We start from the raw sequence: 18,701 nt of genomic DNA, 5'->3' as shown, positions 1-18,701 counted from the left end.
CGCCGGCCGCGCGGCCGGCGCCCCCGGCGACGTACAGACCTCCGGCATCGTGCAGCCGCCCGTGCACGCGCTCGCCGCCTGGCTGGTGCACCGCGCCGACCCCGGACTCTCCGGGGCCCGCTCCTTCCTCGCCCGCGTCCGCCCGCGCCTCGCGGCCTGGCACCGCTATCTGCTGCGGGCCAGGAACGCGGGCGGCGCGGGGCTCGCCGCCGTCGTGCACCCCTGGGAGCAGGGCATGGACAACAGCCCTTGCTGGGACGCCCCGTTGGGGCGGGTGCGGCCCGCGGAGCCCGGTGCCTTCCGGCGTACGGATCTGGAGCACGGCGCCCCCGAGGACCGGCCGACCGACCTCGACTACGGCCGGTACGTGCGGCTCGCGCAGCAGTACCGCGACCGCGGCTACGCGGACGCGACGGGCCCCGGCGACTTCGCCGTCGAGGACCCCGCCTTCAACGCCCTGCTGATCCTGTCGGAGCACGCCCTGGCCCTGATCGAGGGCGAGCTGGCCGACACCGCGGACGCCCCGGCCCCCATGGCGCGGGCCTCGTGGGCGCGGCGGGACCGGGCCGAGGCGCTGACGCGGACCCTCGTGGAGCGGCTCTGGGACCCGGACCGGGGGATCTTCCTCTGCCGCGACCTGCGCGCCGACGGCCACGATCCGCGCGCCGACGGCCACGATCCGCGTGCCGACGGTCGTGATCCGAGCGCCGACAGCCGTGATCCGCGCGCCGGCGGTCGTGATCCGAGCACCGACGGTCGTGATCCGCGTGCCGACGGTCGTGATCCGAGCGCCGACAGCCGTGATCCGCGCGCCGGCGGTCGTGATCCGTGGGCCCGCCGCGATGATCCGCGCGTCGCCCCGGGCCCCGGGGCCCTCATTCCCGAGCGTGGCGTCACCGGGCTCGTCCCGCTCGCGCTGCCCGCCCTGCCGCGCGACATCGCGGCGGCCCTGGTGCGCACCGCGTGCGGCCCGCACTTCGGGCTCGGCGGCCCGGCACTGCTCGTGCCGAGCCACGATCTGACGGGACCCGCCTTCGACCCGCACCGGTACTGGCGCGGTCCGGCGTGGTTCAACACCAACTGGCTGATGGAGAAGGGTCTGCGGCTGCACGGCGAGCCGGCGCGGGCGGACGGGCTGCGGGAGACGCTGCTCGACGTCGCGGGCGCGAGCGGCTTCGCCGAGTACGTGGATCCGTACACGGGCCGGGGCTGCGGGGCGCGCGGCTTCGGCTGGACGGCCGCGCTCACGCTGGACCTGCTGCTCGACGGCCGGGCCGGAACGCGTGGGCGCGGCGAGCGGGACAGGCTCTCTGAGGGAGAGGTGTGGGCATGAGTGATCGGCATCGACTGCTGGTGCGGGGACGGACGTTCGCGGCCGTGGGCGTGGGCGGTGACATCAGCGGCGTCGGCGCGGTGCGGGGCACGGGCGCGGGCCCGGACGGCCTGTTCGTACGGGACGCGCGGCACCTGAGCCGCTGGCAGCTCACCGTCGACGGCGTCGTGCCCGAGGTCCTCACGCCCGTGGACACCTCGCCCGCCGCCACCGGCGCGGCCCGCTGCGTCCTGGTGCCGCGCGGCGCCCGCCAGGAGCCGCCCGCGTACACGGTCTTCCGTGAACAGGCGGTCGCCGAGGGCGCGTTCCTGGAGGCCTTACGGGTCGTCAGCAACCGTCCCGTGCCCACCCGCGTCACGCTCGCGCTGACCGTGGACGCCGACTTCACCGACCAGTTCGAGCTGCGCGCCGACCACCGTACGTACGCCAAGAGCGGCGCCGTCCGGTCCCGGCGGCCGCTCGACGGCGGGGACGGCGAGGGGGTCACCGGCGTCGAGTTCACCTACCGGCGCGGCGAGTGGTGTTCGCGCACGACCGTCACGGCCGAGCCCCCGCCCGACGGCGTCGAGGAGACCGGTGCGGGCGCCCGCCGTCTCGTGTGGACGCTGGAGCTCGACGCGCACGGCGCCGCCCAGGTGGCACTGAGTGCCGCCGCGCATCCGCACGGCGCACCCGACGTCCCCGTGCCGGAAGGACCGGCCGAGGCGGTCCGGCAACTCGACGCCATCGAGCAGGACTTCGCCGCCGGGGTCACGCTGCCCGCGGGCTGGCCCGACCTCGCGGACGCCTGTACGCGCGGCCTCGCGGACCTCGCCGTCCTGCGGGTGCCCGCGCACGGCCCCGACGGCGAGGCGCTGAGCGTGCCCGGCGCGGGCGTGCCGTGGTTCCTCACGCTGCTCGGCCGCGACGCCCTGCTGACCTCGCTCTTCGCGCTGCCCTATCTGCCGGGACTGGCCGCCGACACGCTCCCCGCGCTCGCCGCGACCCAGGCCACCGAGGCCGTCGAGGGCGCGGTCGCCCAGCCCGGCAAGATCGTCCACGAGGTGCGCCACGGCGAGCTCGCGCACTTCGGGCAGGTGCCGTTCGGGCGCTACTACGGCTCGGTCGACGCGACCCCGCTCTTCCTGGTGCTCCTCGGCGCGTACACGGAACAGACGGGGGACACGGGCCCCGCCCGCCGTCTGGCGGGCGCCGCCCGCGCCGCCGTCGGCTGGATGCTGGACCACGGCGGGCTCACCTCGCGCGGCTATCTCGTCTACCGCGCGGACGAGGGCGGCCTCGCCAACCAGAACTGGAAGGACTCGCCGGGCGCGATCTGCTCCGCCGACGGCACCGGGGCGACCGGCCCGGTGATGGCGGCGGGCGCGCAGGGCTACGCGTACGACGCCCTGCGGCGCACCGCCTGGCTGGCGCGGACCGTCTGGGACGACAAGGTCTACGGCGATCTGCTGGCGCAGGCGGCCGCCGATCTGCGGGACCGCTTCCAGCGGGACTTCTGGATGGCGGAGCAGGGCTTCCCCGCGCTCGCCCTGGACGGGGAGGGGCGCCAGGTCGACGCGCTCGCCTCGGACGCGGGCCATCTGCTGTGGTCCGGGCTGCTCGACAAGGAGTACGGCGAGACGGTGGGCCGGCGCCTGATGGAACCGGACTTCTTCTCGGGCTGGGGCGTGCGGACGGTCGCGTCCGGTCAGCCCGCCTACCACCCCCTGTCGTACCACCGGGGCTCGGTGTGGCCGCACGACAACGCGCTGATCGCGCTGGGCATGGCACGCTACGGCCTGCACGACGAGGCCCGCACGGTGGCCCGCGGCCTGGCCGCCGCGGCCGCCACCGCGGACGGCCGCCTCCCGGAGGTCCTCGCGGGCTACGACAGGGCGGCGCACCCGGTGCCGGTGCCCTACCCGCACTCGTGCGTCCTGGAGTCCCGCTCGGCGGCGGCCCCGCTGGCGCTGCTGACGGCGGTGGGCGGGGCGTAGGAAGGGTGGCGGTGGGGTCCGGTAACCCGCCCCCGCCGACTCTGCCCTGGCCGTTCGATCGTCCGGCGCATCAGGCTCGCCTCCAAGCCCGCCAAGGGCGCGTGATGATCTCGCGGTAGCTGTGGTGCGACGGATGCTTGCCGCAGTGTTCGAGGACCCACTTCTGCGGCACGGCGAAGTCCACGGCGGCCGGTGACGTCTCGCCGTCCACAGCGCACTGCATCGCGTACGTCGCGGGCTCCGCGTCGGGCTCGCGGTCGGGTTCGAGGGTCCATGTCTCATGCCGCAGCACGGCGCGCGTACTCACAGTCCCCACCGCCCATTGGCGACGGACACCTTTGCGCTCAGTTCCTCGGCCTGGGTGGGACGGCGGAGCGAGCCGGGCGGGACGTCCCACTCCAGGCCCCCGCGCGGCGGCCGGAGTTGTATGTACGGACCCTCATGCCCCATGACCACACCCGCCTGGCCCGTTCGCTTGTCGACCATGAGGTCCCCGACATTGGGTAGAGCCACGTCGTCGATCACTTCCGCCTCCTCCTTGCGGGGGGAACGCATTGGCTCCGAGCCGGAGGGCCACCCCGGGCCAGCAGTCGCATCTGTTCGTTCGCCATGCGCAGAGCTTCGCGAGTTGGGCAACCGTGCTGAAAGGCCCAGGTGATTAGCCAACTTGGGTAACATCACGATCGGTGACAGGTAGAAACGTTGGGTAGTCCGTGGGAGCTTCGCGATGACCGAGCAGTCCCGTCCGCGGGAACTCCCTGCGGGGCTGCTCACCGATCCCGAGATGATCGACGCGTGCCGGGTACGGGACTTCGCCCGGGTCTTCCGGATGGTGAAGGCCAGGGCGGGCATCTACCCCTCGATGCTGGCCAGGAGATGTGACCTGACGCCCAGCCGGGTCGGCGAAGTGATGGCCGGGCGGCGGCAGTTGCTCCACATGGACGTGGTCGAGCGGATCTCGGACGGCCTGCGGATCCCGGGACACATGCTGGGGCTCGCGCGGCGGCCCTGGGAGACGCCGCGGCGCCTTGGAGTCGTCGAGCCCGAGGCGCCTCAAGAGCCGGAGGCGGCGAAGGTCGGGCCCGCCGCTCTGCCAGGTCCCGATGTGGACAGCATCTTGGCGTTGACCACCAGGACGACTCTCAACACGGCCACGCTTGAGGCATTCCAGTCGTCCATCCAGGACTACTGGCGGCGCGACGACCAGCATGGCGGCGAGGCGCTGAGGCCGGCCATCGTCGGACAGCTGCGGTACGTGGTCGGACTCCTGAAGGAGAACCGGCCGCCCTCCATCCAGAACGGCCTGTACGCGGTCGCGGCCGAGTTGGCCCGGCTCGCCGGGTGGACCTACTTCGACGCCCGCCAGTACAACCAGGCCCGCGCGTACTTCACCGAGGCGCTGCAACTGGCCAGGGACATCAATGACCGGCAGACCATGGCCAACGTTCTGGCCTGCATGAGCTTGCAGGCGACGTACCAGGACAAGCCCGCGGACTCCCTGGCGTTCGTGACCGCCGCCCAGGACCAGGCCCGAACAGCGATGGGCACCACCCCACGGGTCCTGTCGATGCTGTCGATACGAGAAGCCTTCGCGCACGCCACGCTCGGGAACAGGGACTCCACGCACCGGGCCATCGGTGAGGCGCACCGGCACTTCGGGGCGATCCGGACGGGCGATGTCGACCCGTCATGGGTGACGTACTTCGACGAGCCGAAGCTCATCGTGGACACCGGCATCGCTCACGGACGACTGGGCGAGGCGGCGACGGCGGAACCTCTGATCGCGGATGCGTTGCGGCGGGAGAACCACGCCAACCAGCGCGGCCGGGCCTTCCACTCGTTCTGGCTGGCACGCACGCAGCTGGACCAGGGCAAGCTCGATCAGGCGTGCCGCACGGCCACGCAGGCTCTGGAGTCCGCATCCGCGGTGGCGTCGGAGCGGGTGACGGGCCATCTCCGGGAGTTCTAAGACCAGTTGGCGCCGCACAGGCAAGAGCCCGTAGCCCTGGCCTTCGAGGCGCGGCTACGGGCGCTTCTGCCGCCGGTCAGCGGATCGATTCATCCATGAGCAGGTAGAGCAGACCGACGAGCGATCCACTGCTCACGATCTCCTTGCGGTCGATCATCCCGCGCACCTCTGAGAGGGGGATCCACTCGATGCGGTCCGACTCGTTCTTCTCGGTCGGCGGTCCCGAGTAGGTGGCGCCGTCGATGCGGAAGACGTGGTGCTGCGAGTCAGTGATGCCGTTGGCCGGCTCGGCGTAGATCAGGGACTTGATGGGGCCAGGCTGGTAGCCGGTCTCCTCCAGGACTTCGCGACCCGCCGCTTCCTCGGGGGTCTCGCCCTCCTCGACCAGGCCCATGGGCAACTCCCAGGCCCAGGAGTCCGTGATGAAGCGATGCCGCCACATCATCAGGACCTCTTGCCGATCGTTCACCACGGCGGCAACGGCCAGGTGCCGAAGGCGAACGACGTGGTACTCCCACCTGCGCCCATCAGGCTGTTGGACGTCGACCAGACACAGATTCACCCACTTGTTGGTGTAGATCTCACGTTCACCGTGGGTCTTCCACTCCATACCTGCGGCCCCTCTCGATCGGTCTTCAGGATCGCAGACTGATCGGGGAGGGGACGCACGTTCGGCTCTTTTTGCGTCAGTTTGACGAGATGCCCCATCGGTTGCACTTCTGCGTCGACCGTCCAGTCCCAAGCCAGCGACGCGACGCCACTGCTCGCCCACGAGCTGGACGACGCGTCGGGGGTTTCCCATCATCAGATATTGAGGAGTGCGAGGGAATACCTATCGCTATATCGTAAATTCCTCCTGGAATCGATTCGAATCTCTGGCTAGGCTGCGAAGTGCCGGTGAAGCCCCCCTCTGGCTGCAGCGGTATTGCGGAATGAAAGGCGAACTGGAGCTACGGCCCAATATGGGGCGACACTTGAAGGGCTTCCACTCAAGCGAAATACAACCAAGGAAAACACTCCGCTAGCGACGCAAGGGGCGATCAATGACAGGAAAGCACCTAAGGCTTTACGCGGTACGCGTCGCGGAGTTCGAACTGCCCAGCTGGTCGTGCCTGATGCGCGCGAAAAAGATTTCCTGGTTGCCTGCAAGCGATCCAGCCTGGGAAAGGAACAGGGGGAGAGGAGGCGAGGGCCGTTCAGTTTCCACGCCAATCGGCCGACCCGTATGCCCTCTCCCTCCTGCTTACAAGGGAAGTGTACGTGAAGCAGAACCACGTCCGCATAGCCGCTGCTACCGCAATGACCGCTGTAGCTTTCGGGGTTGCTGCGCCAGCTGCAAGCGCAGTCCAGGCTCACCGTAACCTGTCGGCGGCCTCGCAGTCGGCGGAGTCGCTGTGGCCGACCGCCGACGATGTCCGCGACCTCATTGCCCGGATGCGGGCAGACGGCACGGATGCCAACCAGATTCGCGAATTTGAGCAGTACGCGAAGCAGCTTGAGAATCCCGATTCCCGCAAGGCGGCCGAGCGGATCCTGGGGTCGGGCACGATCATTCGCAAGCTGATCGTCGCCGGCCTGCGTCACGGCGGTGTGTGGGCTGGCAAGATTGTCGGCAAGCTCCACAAGAAGAGCGGAGACTTCCTCAAGCGCAACGGTGGCAAGGTCGCCGACGCGATCGAGGACGTTGAGAGCTGGAGCGAGACCGCGCTGACCATCGCCTTGGTCAAGGCTGGCGTTCCAGCAGACATCGCCAAGGATCTCGCAATGGCCATTATGTTGGTCGCTGCCTGATACTGCTGATTTCGCGGGCGGCACCCGTCAGTCCGGGGGCCGCCCGCTCCCCCTCTTCGCCAGCATGAAGGAGGTGCACCGTGGAGCCCCAGCGCCCCGATGGCGAACCCACCTGGTCCGATCTGTCAACACGTGAGAAGGCCTCTGCTGCCCTCGGTATAACCGGCCTCGGGCTTGGCATCCTCGCCGTCTTGGCCATGGCGATGCTGGTAGGCGTCCTGGCTGTCGTTCTTCTGTCCAACGGCTTGATCGAAGCTGACAGCACCAGTTCTCTCGTCTGGGCAGTCCTTCTATGTCTGCCCTATTTTCTGCTCGCAGGTCTATTCGTAATCCCTGTGCGACTAGCTCTGCGTCTGATGGCTATGTCCGGAAGAATGAAACGTGGTGCGGACGCGGCCATCTCCGTAGCAACGACATTCCTGGGAGCATTGTTCGTAGAATCCTTCACCCCTGGGCTCCACGTCGAACACCCTTGGCTGCCAGCGCTGCTAGCCGCACTCCTGGTTGCTCTGGCCAACCTGGTGATCAACTACATTGAGCGCCGTAAAGGTCGCCGGAGCAGCGAGCTAAGCCTCTAGGCTCGTCTCTACACCGAACCTGGGCCCCTCGGGTGTGGTTCTTCATCGATAGGACTGCTTGTATTCCGTTCCGCAGCCCGTCGCACAAGTATGGAGTACAGGTCTCGTTCTGCCTGGGATGCCGGGGCATGGCGTCGGTGGATCACTACGCGGAGTTCGGGGGTGTCCTCCGCCAGAGGGCGGTGGACGATCGTGCCACTGCGTTCCAGGGGGTCTTCGAGCACGCTGTAGTCGGGTAGCACGCTGGCTCCGAGCCCCTCGGCCACCATCAGCTTGCACATTTCGGCGCCGTCGGTCGAGTACGACGAGGAGGGGGTTCTGCCTCCGAGGAGGCGCTGGAGGTAGCGATGCATGGCATAGCCGGATCGCATCACGATCAACGGATGGGCGAGTAGGTCGGTGACGGTCACCGCGTTGAGAGCCGCCAGCGGGCTGTCTGGGCGGACGCAGACGACCGGGCGTCCGCGGAGTAGTTCTGTGGTGTGAAGGCCGGGTGGGGGGTCGTCGTCCCCGAGGTAGCTGATCAGCCCGAGGTCGAAACTGCCCTCGGAGAGGTGCTGTTGGACGCCGGCCTGCCGGTCCGCGACCACTTCTATCTGTGTCAAAGGATGGATGGCACGGAACTCACGGATGGCTGGCGCGAGGAGCGTGGCCGTGGCCGCGTTGACCGTGCCCAGGCGCAGCCTGCTGCTCGCTTGGTGATGCTTGCCGGATGCCTGGAGGAGCCGATTGACCGCGTCCAGCACCCCGGCGATGTGCGGCAGCAGCTCGCGCCCTTCGGAACTGATCTTCGTCCCGGAACGTCGGCGTTCCAGAAGCTCTACGCCGAGTTCGCGCTCCAACTTGCGGAGTGCCTCGCCCAGCGCTGGCTGAGAAAGGTGTAGTTCCTCAGAGGCGCGGCGCAAAGAGCCCAGCCGTGTGACCATCACCAGGTACTCCAACTGTTCCGTTCGCATAGCGAGCCACCTCCAAGATCATGATAAGCGGGTAGCGTGCCGGGTGAGTCGGGTGAGAGGGAAAACCGATCGCTCTGCTGAGAACTCCTCATAGGTCTGAGTGGAGGCCGCAATGCGGATGCACAGGTGGGAAACTGCTCTCTGTTGATAATGTCGTGGAGTGGCTAGGTCCACGGGAGTCGCGAAAGGGAATTCCTATCGCCGTTTTGGCTTTTCCGGATGGGCTTCAGGCGCGGAGTCTGAGTAGAGTTTTTCCGAAGGCCCGGCCCGCCGCCCTCGGACATCCCTCACCGGCGGCCGGGCCTTTTTGAGTGTGTTGTCACGATGCGCTTGCGCTGGTGCAAGACACCAGCGGGTAGGAGTAATAGGGCATTGGGTGCAGTGAGCAGGCTTCAGGGAAAAGTCGCAGGAACTGTCAAGCTGGCCATGTTCTCCGGTGCGCTGATCACGATCAGCGAGGTGGGTGATGCCCTTCGCGACGGGAGTATTGAGCCCTATCAGGCTTTCGGCCTCCTGGTCATGCTCAACGCGGCCTCGGACCTGACCGGGAAGCAGCGCCCGGCCCTCGCGCGCTGGCTACGAGCAGCAGCGACAGCACTCCTCGTCGTATCGGGTCTTTCATGGGGATGCGGAGCTTGGAGAGATCTGGTGCGGGAAGACTCGTACGACTGGCTCGGTCTGGCATCGGGTGCTGGCTTCATACCTCGGGGTCTCCCTCTGTTCGGAGCGGCAGGGGTGGATCAGGGACTTGTGTAGACGAGAAGTAAGGCCAGATTGCAAGGGTCGATCCCGCCCTCGCTCCGCTGGGTGGACCCGGCGTGGACCAACTCCTCCATGAAACGCGTGTGGCTGGATGCCTATAGGCAACGCATCGCAGGTGGGCGGCACGGACAAGGGTTGCCCGAGCGGCCTGAGGGAACGGTCTTGAGAACCGTCATGGTGCGAGCCGCCGTGGTTGCGAATCCCGGGGCCACCCGCCCGGAGGGACCCCGGTGAGCGTTTCGGTCCTGTTGGTAGATTCGCTCCGGTGAGCGAGCAACTTCCCAGTGGTGGCGTCGAGCTGTCGCCCGCCGAGCTCGATGCCCTCGACGCCAGGTGGTCGTCCTGCTGGACCCCGAGTGAGGTCGCACAGCGCTTGGCCGGTGTCACCGCTCCCTGGTGCGTGGCCGCGGGCTGGGCGCTGGATCTGTTTCGCGGTGCGCGGACCCGCGAGCACGGGGACATCGAGATCGCGGTCCCCGCCGCGGGCTTCGCCGAGGTCCGCGACCGCTTCGCGGGATACGTCTTCGACGCGGTCGGCAGCGGTCGGGTCTGGGAGAACGCCACCCCCGACGTGCTGGCGGCGACGCACCAGACCTGGCTGCGCGATCCGGCCACCGGCAACTATCTGCTCGACGTGTTCCGCGAACCCCACGACGGCACGACCTGGATCTGTCGGCACGACGAGACGATCCGGCTGCCGTACGGCGAGATCATCCACCGCACTCCGGACGGCATCCCCTACCTGGCGCCTGAACTGGTCCTGCTGTTCAAGGCCAAGCACGCGCGCCCCAAGGACCAGGTGGACTTCGGCGCAACCGTCCCGCACATGACGTCAGCTCAGCGCGCGACACTGGCCGGTCTCCTCGCCCGTGTGTACCCACGGCATCGCTGGCTCGGGGACCTGCCATCCACGGCGGGCACACTCCGGTCGCCCTGAACCTGGTCCGCGGCCGGCAGCCCAAGGGGACGGTCCTGAGATCTGTTGGTTCTCGGGGGCGGTCTGCCGCCCGTGCTGGTCGATTCCGTTGATTCTCTTGTGACCATGGTGAGTTGAGTGGTGTAGTCCACTGCCATGACGCTTCCCTCCCGTCACACGCCCCCGCATCCGTCCCGTCCCCTCTCCCGCCGTGCCCTCATCACCGCGACCGCCGTGGCGGCCGCCGCCGTCGCCCTCCCGCTGCCCGTGGCGGCGGCCCGGACGCGGGCCGCCGCCGGCGCGGGAGCCCCACGCGGCAACCGCCGGCCCACCGTCGTGCCCGCCCTCCAGGAGTGGGACGGCGGCACCGGCGCGTACCGGCTGACCGGGGCGTCCCGCGTCGTCGTCCCCGAGCGCGACGCCGGTCGACTCATGCCGCTCGCCCGGCAGTTGACCCGCGACCTGGCCGACGTCACCGGCGTCGAGACCGCCGCTCCCCGCCGCACGGGACACGGCGGTCCCGCCGACGGGGAGATCCTGCTGCGCCTCGACCCGGCCGCCCGGCACCCCGAGGGCGGCGAGCGCTACCGGGAGGAGGGGTACGCCCTCGACGTCACCGAGCGGGCCGTCACCGTCACCGCGCCCGCCTACAGCGGCGTCTACTACGGCACTCGGACGCTCCTGCAGATCCTGCTCCACGACGCGACGCGCTCAAGGATTCCCGTCGGCGCCGCCCGCGACTGGCCCAACTACCGCCTGCGCGGCTTCATGCTGGACGTCGGGCGGCGCTTCTTCACCCCCGGCTTCGTCCGCGACTACCTGCGGATCATGGGCTGGTTCAAGCTCAACGACCTGCAACTGCACCTCAACGACAACGAGATCAAGGCGCCGGACGGGGACTGGAGCAAGGCCTACGACGCCTTCCGGCTGCGCAGCGACAAACCCGAGTGGGACGGCCTCGCGGCGCCCGACGGGTCGTACTCCCGCCGCGACTGGGACTCCTTCGAGGATGCCGCCGCCCTGCACGCCGTCCAGCTCACGCCCGAGATCGACGCCCCCGCGCACGCCCGCTCCTTCGTGCGCCTTGACCCCTCGCTCGGCCTCGACGGCGGCAACTCCGACCACCTCGACCTGGCCGAGCCCGGGACCACCGCCTTCATGAAGAGGGTCTTCGACGAGTTCGTGCCGTGGTTCCGTTCCCCGGAAGTGCACTACGGCGCCGACGAGTACACCGGACCCGAGGCCCAGTACCGCGCCTACTTCAACGCCATGGCCGCCCATCTGCGCGGCCTCGGCAAGCACCCGCGCGCCTGGGGCAGCCTGACCGAGATGGCCGGGTCCGCCGACGGATACGACCGGGACGTCACCGTGCACAGCTGGAACAACGGCTGGTACGGGCCCCGGGCCGCCAAGGCCGACGGCTACGAGATCGTCAACACGAACGACGCCACCCTCTACATCGTCCCGTTCGCCGACTACTACCACGGCCACGGACTCGACGGCCGCCATCTGTACGACAGCTGGGAGCCGCACGTCTTCCCCGGCGAGGAGAGCCTGCCGCCCCGCGACCCGCAGCTGCGCGGCGCGATGTCCGCCGTGTGGAACGACCTCGTGCGCACCCCGTACACCCAGCAGGACGCGCACGCCCTGGTCGAGAAGACGTACGGCACGCTCGCGCAGAAGATGTGGAGCGGCGCCGCGCAGGGCATCGCCTACGGCGAGTTCACCGGGCTGCTGCGGCGCGGCGCGCTCGGCCCCGGCCTCACCACCGTGGCCCCGACGCTCGCCGAGCCCGGCCAGTTCGCCTTCGGGGCGCCCGCCACCGCGTCCTCCGGGGCCTGCCCCGCGTACGCCACCGACGGCAACCCCGCCACCCGCTGGACCAGCGCCGCCGAGCGCGGCGGCCCCTGGCTGCGCGTCGACCTCGGCGCGGAGCGCGCCGTGGCGCGGGTGCGGCTGGAGTGGGGGCCCGAGCACGGGCGGGCGTACGACATCGAGGTCTCCCGGGAGGGCGGGAGCTGGCGCAAGGTCGCCGAGCGCCGGGGCAGGGACCGGCCCGGCCGGGACGAGCTGGAGTTCGACGCAGGTACGGCCCGGTACGTGCGGGTGCGCGGCCGGGAGAGCGGGCGGGCGCGCTGGACGCTGTGGGCGGTCGAGGTCTTCGACGCCCCCGATCTGGCGCGCGGGAGGAAGGCCACCGCGTCGTCCGCGGAGACCGCCTCGCTCGGTCCGGAGAACGCCGTCGACGGCGACCCGGCCACCCGCTGGGCCTCCCGCTGCACCGACGGCGAGTGGCTCGCCGTCGACCTCGGCGAGGTGCGGGCCTGACGCGCCGCCTGCCTCAGTCGTCGATCCCCGACCGCTCCACCCCCGCCACGATCCACCGCTGGAAGAACAGGAAGACCACGAGGAGCGGCACGATCGAGACCGCCGCCGCGACGAACAGCGTGTGCAGCCGGATGACCTGGGACGTCGTGTACGTGGCCAGCGCGACCTGGACCGTCCACGCGTCCCGGTCCTGGCCGATCACCAGCGGCCACAGGAAGGAGTTCCACGCGCCGATGAACACGATCGTGCCGACGGCCGCGAAGACGGGCCGGGAGTTGGGCACGACCACGCGCCAGTACGTGCGCCAGTAGCCGAGCCCGTCCACGTGTGCCGCGTCCTCCAGCTCCCGCGGGAAGCCCAGGAAGTACTGCCGGAAGATGAAGCACGCGAAGGCCGAGAACAGCGTCGGCACGATCAGGCCGCGCAGCGTGGAGACCCAGCCGAGCGAGGACACCAGCACGAAGCTCGGCACGAAGGTGACGGCCGCCGGGACCATCATCGTGGCGAGGATCGCGTAGAAGACCTTGTTCGCGTGGCGGTAGGGGATGCGGGCCAGGCCGTACCCGGCGAGCGAGGCCAGGACGAGCGTGCCGAGCGTCGTCGCCACCGCGATCAGCGACGAGTTGAGCAGGGCGCGCGCCATCGGCACGGTCGGGTCGTCGAAGAGCTCCGAGATGTTCGACCAGTGCAGCGTCGAGGGGAAGAACGTCCAGTCGGGCGAGGTGATGTCGTCCTCGGACGCCAGGCCGTTGCGCACCAACAGGTAGAAGGGGATCAGGAACAGCAGGGCCAGCGCGATCAGCAGGACGGACCGCAGCGCGCGGCCCACCCGGACCAGGGCGTCGTCCATCGTGCTCAGTCCTCCTTCTTGCCGAGGCCGAACCAGCTCGCCTGGCCGATCGTCACCACCGCGATGATCAGCGCGAGGATCACCGCGCCCGCGCTGCCGAAGCCGAGGTTCTGCTCCTGTCCGAGTGCCGTGTAGTAGAGGTAGACGAGCGGCGGACGGGCGTAGGGCGGATAGCCCTGGGAGTCCGAGAGCAGGTTGTAGAACTCGTCGAAGGCCTGGAAGGCGTTGATCACCAGGAGCAGGGTCACGGCCACCGACGTCGCGCGCAGCTGCGGGAGCGTGATGTGCCGCAGGACCTGCCAGCCGGGCCGCGCCCCGTCCACGGCCGCCGCCTCGTAGAGGGTGGGGGAGATGCGCTGGAGCCCCGCGAGGAACAGGATCATGTAGAAGCCGGCCTGGAGCCAGAGCCGCACGGTGACGATGACCAGCCAGTACCAGGGCGGTTCCGTGGTCGAGAGCCAGGCGATCTGGTCGGCGCCGAACCAGCCGAGCACGGTGTTGGCGAGCCCGAACCGTACCCCGTTGAAGATCGAGAGCTTCCAGACCAGGGCGGCCACGACGTAACTGCACGCCGCCGGAAGGAAGAACACCGACCGGAAGAACGCCTGCGCCCGGCGCACGCGGTTCACCATCAGCGCGAGCGCGAGCGACAGGACGAACGTGGTGGGCACGATGAACGCCGAGAAGACCGCGAAGGTGACGAGGCTGTCGGTGAACGCGTCGTTCCGCAGCATCGACGTGTAGTTGTCGAAGCCGATGAAGTCGGTCGGCGAGACCGTGTTGTGGGCGTCGAAGAAGCTGAGGTAGACGCTCCAGCCGAGCGGTACGTAGGTGAACAGGACCAGGCCGAACAGGAAGGGGCCGACGAAGACCCAGAACCACAGCGTGCGGTTCTGGGTGCCGAGCAGCCGGGCGCGGCCCGTGCCTTCCTTCGTCAACGCACGCTTCACGACTTCTTCTTCACCCGGTCCAGTTCCGCCCGCACCGTGCGCACGACGGACTTGAGCTGGCTCTCCGGGTTCGCGCCGGACTTGATGACGCGGCTCAGCGCGTCCTGGTAGGCGGTGCGGCTCGCCTTGGTCCACAGCAGCGGTTCGGAGTAGCCGTACTCCGTGGAGTAGCGCACGGCGTCGGCCGCCGCGCCCTCCTTGAGCTGGTCGGCCTTCTTCGCGAGGGAGAGCCGGGCCGGGATGTGGAAGCCGTAGGACAGCGCGAAGTCCTGCTGGTACTCCGTCCTGTCGATCCACAGCCACTTCAGGAAGTCCTTGCCCTCCTGCTCGCGGTCGCTGCGGGCGCTCACCGCCGCGCCGTACGCGCCGACGGGCAGCGCCGGCTTGCCGCCCGAGCCGTCGGCGGGCAGCGCGAGCACGCCGAAGTCGTCGCCGAGCTCCTTCTTCACGGCGGGCAGCGCCCACAGGCCGCACCACTGCATGGCGGTCAGCTCCTGCGTGAACGCCGACGGGTCCGACCAGTCGGCGGGCGCGCCGAGCAGCAGCGACTTGTCCGCGTACAGCTGGTGCAGCTTGCCGAGGGTGCGGGCGGCGGCCGGATCGTCGAAGCCGACCTCGCCGTCGTCGGTGACGGAGCTCAGGCCTGCCGCGTACAGCGGTGTGATGCCGAGGGCGCCCGCGCCGCCGTCGTTGCCGAGGAAGAGGCCCTTGACCTTCTTCGTGGTCAGCGCCTTCGCCGCGTCGACCAGCTCGTCCAGCGACGTGGGCGGCTCGACGCCCGCGTCGTCGAGGAGGCTCTTGCGGTAGTAGAGCAGGTGCATGTCGACGACCTGCGGGATCGACCAGATCTTCCCGTCGTACGTCTTCGGGGCGAGCACCGCCGGGTTGAAGTCGTCCTTCACGCCCTCGAAGAGGTCGGTGAGGTCGACGACCTGGCCGCGCCGGATCTGGTCCAGGGAGGGGCCGTTGACCTCGAAGACGTCGGGGCCGGAGTCGGTGAGCAGGGCCGCGGCGGTCTGCTCGTCGTAGTTGCCGGGCCGCCACTGCACGCTGACGTCCGCCTTCTTGTACGCGGCGGCGTACCGCTTCACGGCCTGCTCCGTGCCCGCCTCGCCGTACTGGTGGTACCACTGCGAGAGCTTCGGCCCCGAGCCCGAACCGCCGCCGTCGCGCCCGGTGTTGGAACCGCACGCCGTGAGCAGCCCGAGTGCCGCGCCCGTGCCGAGCAGTGTCCTGCGGCTGATGGTCATGCTGGTCGTCCCCCTGTGCGATGTCCGACTGTGCGCTGTCTCAAGTCCATGGCGTGGCCTTGTGTGCCCGGCCCAACGATCAACCATGCAGAGGAATTACGACAGGTGTGTTGCGGCCGAGTGTCCCGCTGCGGGAGCCCGGCGTGTCGCGTCAGCGGCTCGTCAAACCCTGCCCCGCGTGTGTATGCACTCCGTCAACGGCGCTGACGCCACGGCGTGGCCGTCCTACGGTGCCGCACATGGGACACCACAGGACGACACGGGGCGCGGTGCGCCGGAGCAGGGCACGGGACGACGGCCTCTTCGGCGGGGCGACGACGGCGGGCGCGACCGGTGAGGTCGCCGCGGACCGCGGCTGGGCGGACGACGTGCGCGCCGCCGTCTTCTGCGCGCTGGTGCTCTTCGGGCTCGTCCTCCTCGTCGACTGGGCCAACGGCACGCTCGACCTGGTCCGCGCGCCGCTGTGGGCCGCGCTCTCCGGGCTCCTGTACCTCGTGCTGCACCCCGTGCGCGTGACCGCGGGCCCCGGCTGGCTCGCCGTGCGGGGGCTCGGCAGGCGCCGGCACGTGTGCACCGGGCTGCTGACCGCCGTACGGCACAGCGAGGGCGTCGCCGCGCGCCTGGTCCTGTGCGACTCCCTCGGCAACCGCGTCGAGCTCGACCCGCAGATCCTGGTGGCCAATCCGCTCCTCCTGCACCGCCTGGACACGGGCGCCCGCGCGGCCCGCGACGCGGGCCTGCTCAGGACGGGCTGCACGGAACTCCAGCGCCTGGTGGCCCGCGCGGACACGGCGGCGGTACGAGGCGTCTTCGAGGCCTCCGACCTGCGGTGACGGGGACCTTCGGCCCTGGGAGCGGGCCGGGTACGGGCGGACCGTGGAGGGATGGACGCACGGCACATCCCGCATTCCACGGACATCTCACCCCTCGCTCCCGCCGCGCGCGGAGGCGCGGACCTTCCGCCCGCCGCATCCGGCCCGGCCGGCCGCGCGGACATCGCGTCCCGTGCCGACCTCGACGTCCTGCTGCGCCGCTTCTACACGGCCGCCTTCGACGACCCCCTGATCGGCCCCTTCTTCACGGAGATCGCCGGGACCGACCTCGACGTGCACATGCCGCGCATCACCGACTTCTGGGAGCGCGCGCTCTTCCGCACCGCCGAGTACCGCCGCAACGCCTTCGCCCCGCACGCCGCCCTGCACGCCGCGCGCCCGCTCACCGCCGAGCACTTCGGCCGCTGGGTCCAGCTGTGGCACGCCACGGTCGACGGACTGCACAGCGGTCCGCACGCCGACCGCGCCAAGGCGCAGGGCGAGCGGATCTCGCTGGCGATGCTGCGGCGCCTCGCGGGCCGGGACGCGTCGACCGCCGGGGAGGGCCCCGGCTTCGTCCCGCTGACGGCGGTGGAGCTGCGCGCCGCGGCGTGACGCCCCCGCGAGGCGGGGCTCGGGCCGCGGCGCGCCCTGCGCGGCTCAGCTCTTGAGAGCGTTGTACCGGCTCAGCCCTTGAGGGCGTTGTACCGGCTCAGCCTTTGAGGGCGTCGTACCGCACCCCCGTCAGCTCCTCCGAGGCCGCCCAGAGCCGTTCGCCCGCCACGTCGTTCCGCGTCCACTTCATGCGCCACGACGGGGCCGGCGCCCCGCGGTAGCCGAGCGGGCCGGGGCCGGTGAAGGAGTCGGGCCGCACGCCGGGCGCCGTCGCCGCGTACAGCGTGGGCAGCGCGCCCGCCCGCGCGGACTGCGCGATGACGCGGTTGCCGAGCTCCATCACGCGCTCACGGCCCTTGCGGCCCTCCATCCGGGGCCCCGCGCTCTGCAGATTGGTCGAGGCGTAGCCGGGGTGGGCGGCGGCCGCGACGACGTCGGAGCCGGTGGCGGCGAGGCGGCGCGCCAGCTCGTGGATGAACAGGAGGTTGGCCGACTTGGAGCGGCCGTAGGCGATCCAGCGGCGGTATCCGCGCTCGCTGTTGAGATCGCCGATGTCGATGTCGGCGAGCGCGTGGAAGCCGCTGGAGACGCTGACGACCCGTGCCCCGGGCGTGGCCAGGAGGCTGGGGAGCAGCAGTCCGGTGAGCGCGAAGTGCCCGAGGTGGTTGACGCCGAACTGGGTCTCGAAGCCGTCCGCGGTGCGGCCGTGCGGGAGGGCCATGACGCCCGCGTTGTTGATCAGCAGATCGAGGCGCTCGTCGTCGTACGCGCCGGCGAAGGCCCGTACGGACGAGAGGTCACCGAGGTCCAGCGGCCGGAACTCGACCGAGGCGCCCGGCACTTCGCCGAGCACCCGGTCCACCGCGCCGCGCCCGCGCTCCTCGCTGCGGCAGGCGAGGATCACGCGGGCGCCGCGGCGGGCGAGTTCGCGCGCGGTGATGTAACCGATGCCGCTGTTCGCCCCGGTGACGACGGCCGTGCGGCCGCTCTGGTCGGGGATGTCGCTCGCGGTCCAGGCCGCCATGGCAGGGCTCCCTCTGCATCGACGTCGTGCTCGGCACCGTCTTCTTACTCGACGGTAAGTCGGAGAGGGAGCCTACGGCAGGGGTCCGGCTCAGGCGGCGGCGCCTCCGTCGATGACCAGGTCCGCGCCGACCACGGAGCCCGACTCGTCGGACGCGAGGTACAGCACGGCCGCGGCGACCTCGCCGGTGGTCGACACCCGGCCCAGCGGGTTGGTCTCCTTCACGCGGGCCGCGCGGTCGGCCTCGGTCTCGCCGGGGCGGAACGACATGGTGGTGTCGGAGGACCCCGGGCTGACGGTGTTGATGCGGACGCCGTCCCGGATGTGCTCGACGGCGGCCGCGCGGCCCAGCGCGGAGACGGCGGCCTTGGTCGCGCCGTAGGCCGCGGTGCCGGCCACGCTGGTGTGCGCGCCGAGCGTGGAGCCTATGTTGACGATCGCGCCGCCCGTGGACTGCGCGCGCATCTGCCCGACCTCGGCCTGGAGGGCCAGCAGGACACCGGTGACGTTGATGTCGAGCATCGTGCGCCAGTCCTCCTCGGGCAGGTCGGCGACCGGCTGTCCGGCGCGCAGGATGCCCGCGTTGTTGAC

Annotated in this window: 17 protein-coding genes and 1 pseudogene; 9 read left to right on the top strand and 9 right to left on the bottom strand. The window is 70.3% G+C overall.

Features of this window, described 5'->3' with window-relative positions; translation table 11 throughout:
- Both AOK22_RS42955 and AOK22_RS24495 read left to right on the top strand, forming a co-directional pair.
- A partial coding sequence (locus AOK22_RS42955; protein WP_244164971.1) for an MGH1-like glycoside hydrolase domain-containing protein occupies nt 1–1,333 on the top strand: 1,333 nt, incomplete at its 5' end.
- The gene (locus AOK22_RS24495; protein WP_055700871.1) at nt 1,330–3,309 is read left to right on the top strand and encodes an amylo-alpha-1,6-glucosidase; all 1,980 of its coding nucleotides are present in this window, start codon (nt 1,330–1,332) and stop codon (nt 3,307–3,309) included. The genes AOK22_RS42955 and AOK22_RS24495, both read left to right, overlap by 4 nt.
- A gap of 70 nt (nt 3,310–3,379) precedes the next feature.
- Here AOK22_RS24495 and AOK22_RS24490 read toward each other — a convergent pair whose 3' ends face one another.
- Both AOK22_RS24490 and AOK22_RS42950 read right to left on the bottom strand, forming a co-directional pair.
- Nucleotides 3,380–3,616: a DUF7848 domain-containing protein gene (locus AOK22_RS24490; RefSeq protein WP_425264057.1), complete on the bottom strand. Its 237-nt coding sequence runs from the start codon at nt 3,614–3,616 to the stop codon at nt 3,380–3,382.
- Nucleotides 3,613–3,864 carry a hypothetical protein gene (locus AOK22_RS42950; RefSeq protein WP_055700866.1) on the bottom strand — a complete coding sequence of 84 codons (252 nt, stop codon included), beginning with the start codon at nt 3,862–3,864 and terminating at the stop codon, nt 3,613–3,615. Before AOK22_RS42950 ends, AOK22_RS24490 begins: the two co-directional genes overlap by 4 nt.
- Nucleotides 3,865–4,036: 172 nt before the next feature.
- Between AOK22_RS42950 and AOK22_RS24480 the strand changes: the two are divergent.
- A pseudogene (locus tag AOK22_RS24480) lies at nt 4,037–5,377 on the top strand (NsdA family TPR-like regulatory protein).
- Here the strand turns inward: AOK22_RS24480 and AOK22_RS24475 are convergent.
- Nucleotides 5,355–5,888: an NUDIX hydrolase gene (locus tag AOK22_RS24475; protein WP_055700865.1), complete on the bottom strand. Its 534-nt coding sequence runs from the start codon at nt 5,886–5,888 to the stop codon at nt 5,355–5,357. The pseudogene AOK22_RS24480 and the gene AOK22_RS24475 sit on opposite strands and share 23 nt — an antisense overlap.
- Before the next feature lie 650 nt (nt 5,889–6,538).
- Between AOK22_RS24475 and AOK22_RS24470 the strand changes: the two genes are divergently transcribed.
- On the top strand, nt 6,539–7,069 hold the full coding sequence (locus AOK22_RS24470) for a hypothetical protein (RefSeq protein ID WP_237773508.1): 531 nt from the start codon (nt 6,539–6,541) through the stop codon (nt 7,067–7,069).
- A gap of 80 nt (nt 7,070–7,149) precedes the next feature.
- A complete protein-coding gene (locus AOK22_RS40005) occupies nt 7,150–7,647 on the top strand; it encodes a hypothetical protein (protein WP_244164969.1) in 498 nt (165 codons plus the stop codon).
- 8 nt (nt 7,648–7,655) lie between these two features.
- Here AOK22_RS40005 and AOK22_RS40000 read toward each other — a convergent pair whose 3' ends face one another.
- Entirely contained in the window at nt 7,656–8,603 is a 948-nt protein-coding gene (locus AOK22_RS40000) for a LysR family transcriptional regulator (RefSeq protein ID WP_079036786.1), read from the bottom strand.
- A gap of 1,027 nt (nt 8,604–9,630) precedes the next feature.
- Between AOK22_RS40000 and AOK22_RS24460 the strand changes: the two genes are divergently transcribed.
- Nucleotides 9,631–10,302, top strand: a complete 672-nt coding sequence (locus AOK22_RS24460) for a nucleotidyltransferase domain-containing protein (protein WP_055700863.1) — start codon at nt 9,631–9,633, stop codon at nt 10,300–10,302.
- 135 nt (nt 10,303–10,437) lie between these two features.
- Complete coding sequence (locus AOK22_RS24455; RefSeq protein ID WP_079036785.1) at nt 10,438–12,609, top strand: discoidin domain-containing protein; 2,172 nt, start codon at nt 10,438–10,440, stop codon at nt 12,607–12,609.
- A gap of 13 nt (nt 12,610–12,622) precedes the next feature.
- On the opposite strand, the gene AOK22_RS24450 is transcribed toward AOK22_RS24455, so the two are convergent.
- From AOK22_RS24450 to AOK22_RS24440, 3 genes are read right to left on the bottom strand one after another with little or no spacing between them, the layout of a single operon-like run.
- The gene (locus AOK22_RS24450) at nt 12,623–13,459 is read right to left on the bottom strand and encodes a carbohydrate ABC transporter permease (protein WP_055700862.1); all 837 of its coding nucleotides are present in this window, start codon (nt 13,457–13,459) and stop codon (nt 12,623–12,625) included.
- 5 nt (nt 13,460–13,464) lie between these two features.
- Nucleotides 13,465–14,409 carry a carbohydrate ABC transporter permease gene (locus tag AOK22_RS24445; protein ID WP_055700861.1) on the bottom strand — a complete coding sequence of 315 codons (945 nt, stop codon included), beginning with the start codon at nt 14,407–14,409 and terminating at the stop codon, nt 13,465–13,467.
- Nucleotides 14,406–15,659 carry an ABC transporter substrate-binding protein gene (locus AOK22_RS24440; protein WP_208606437.1) on the bottom strand — a complete coding sequence of 418 codons (1,254 nt, stop codon included), beginning with the start codon at nt 15,657–15,659 and terminating at the stop codon, nt 14,406–14,408. The genes AOK22_RS24445 and AOK22_RS24440 overlap by 4 nt, the downstream gene beginning before the upstream one ends.
- 239 nt (nt 15,660–15,898) lie before the next feature.
- Between AOK22_RS24440 and AOK22_RS24435 the strand changes: the two genes are divergently transcribed.
- Nucleotides 15,899–16,492, top strand: coding sequence for a hypothetical protein (locus AOK22_RS24435; RefSeq protein WP_237773510.1), 594 nt, complete (start codon nt 15,899–15,901; stop codon nt 16,490–16,492).
- 51 nt (nt 16,493–16,543) lie between these two features.
- Nucleotides 16,544–17,086 (top strand): group III truncated hemoglobin, encoded by a 543-nt coding sequence (locus AOK22_RS24430; RefSeq protein ID WP_237773511.1) that lies wholly within the window; start codon nt 16,544–16,546, stop codon nt 17,084–17,086.
- Nucleotides 17,087–17,183: 97 nt separating this feature from the next.
- Here the strand turns inward: AOK22_RS24430 and AOK22_RS24425 are convergent, their stop codons facing one another.
- On the bottom strand, nt 17,184–18,110 hold the full coding sequence (locus AOK22_RS24425; protein ID WP_055700859.1) for an oxidoreductase: 927 nt from the start codon (nt 18,108–18,110) through the stop codon (nt 17,184–17,186).
- A 90-nt stretch (nt 18,111–18,200) separates the two neighbouring features.
- Nucleotides 18,201–18,701 (bottom strand): SDR family NAD(P)-dependent oxidoreductase (locus AOK22_RS24420; protein ID WP_157872279.1); only part of this gene is annotated, 501 nt, incomplete at its 5' end.

It is taken from the genome of Streptomyces silaceus (assembly GCF_001419745.1).
GTDB lineage: Bacteria > Actinomycetota > Actinomycetes > Streptomycetales > Streptomycetaceae > Streptomyces > Streptomyces silaceus.
Note: the sequence above shows the minus strand (reverse complement) of the source record. Positions and strands in the feature narration are given on the sequence as shown.

Bases quoted from the DNA above. Each gene is read 5' to 3' on its own strand.
- AOK22_RS24495 (WP_055700871.1), top strand. From the start codon at position 1,330: ATGAGTGATCGGCATCGACTGCTGGTGCGGGGACGGACGTTCGCGGCC.
- AOK22_RS42950 (WP_055700866.1), bottom strand. From the start codon at position 3,864: ATGCGTTCCCCCCGCAAGGAGGAGGCGGAAGTGATCGACGACGTGGCT.
- AOK22_RS24475 (WP_055700865.1), bottom strand. From the start codon at position 5,888: ATGGAGTGGAAGACCCACGGTGAACGTGAGATCTACACCAACAAGTGG.
- AOK22_RS40000 (WP_079036786.1), bottom strand. From the start codon at position 8,603: ATGCGAACGGAACAGTTGGAGTACCTGGTGATGGTCACACGGCTGGGC.
- AOK22_RS24455 (WP_079036785.1), top strand. From the start codon at position 10,438: ATGACGCTTCCCTCCCGTCACACGCCCCCGCATCCGTCCCGTCCCCTC.
- AOK22_RS24450 (WP_055700862.1), bottom strand. From the start codon at position 13,459: ATGGACGACGCCCTGGTCCGGGTGGGCCGCGCGCTGCGGTCCGTCCTG.
- AOK22_RS24440 (WP_208606437.1), bottom strand. From the start codon at position 15,659: ATGACCATCAGCCGCAGGACACTGCTCGGCACGGGCGCGGCACTCGGG.
- AOK22_RS24435 (WP_237773510.1), top strand. From the start codon at position 15,899: ATGGGACACCACAGGACGACACGGGGCGCGGTGCGCCGGAGCAGGGCA.
- AOK22_RS24430 (WP_237773511.1), top strand. From the start codon at position 16,544: ATGGACGCACGGCACATCCCGCATTCCACGGACATCTCACCCCTCGCT.
- AOK22_RS24425 (WP_055700859.1), bottom strand. From the start codon at position 18,110: ATGGCGGCCTGGACCGCGAGCGACATCCCCGACCAGAGCGGCCGCACG.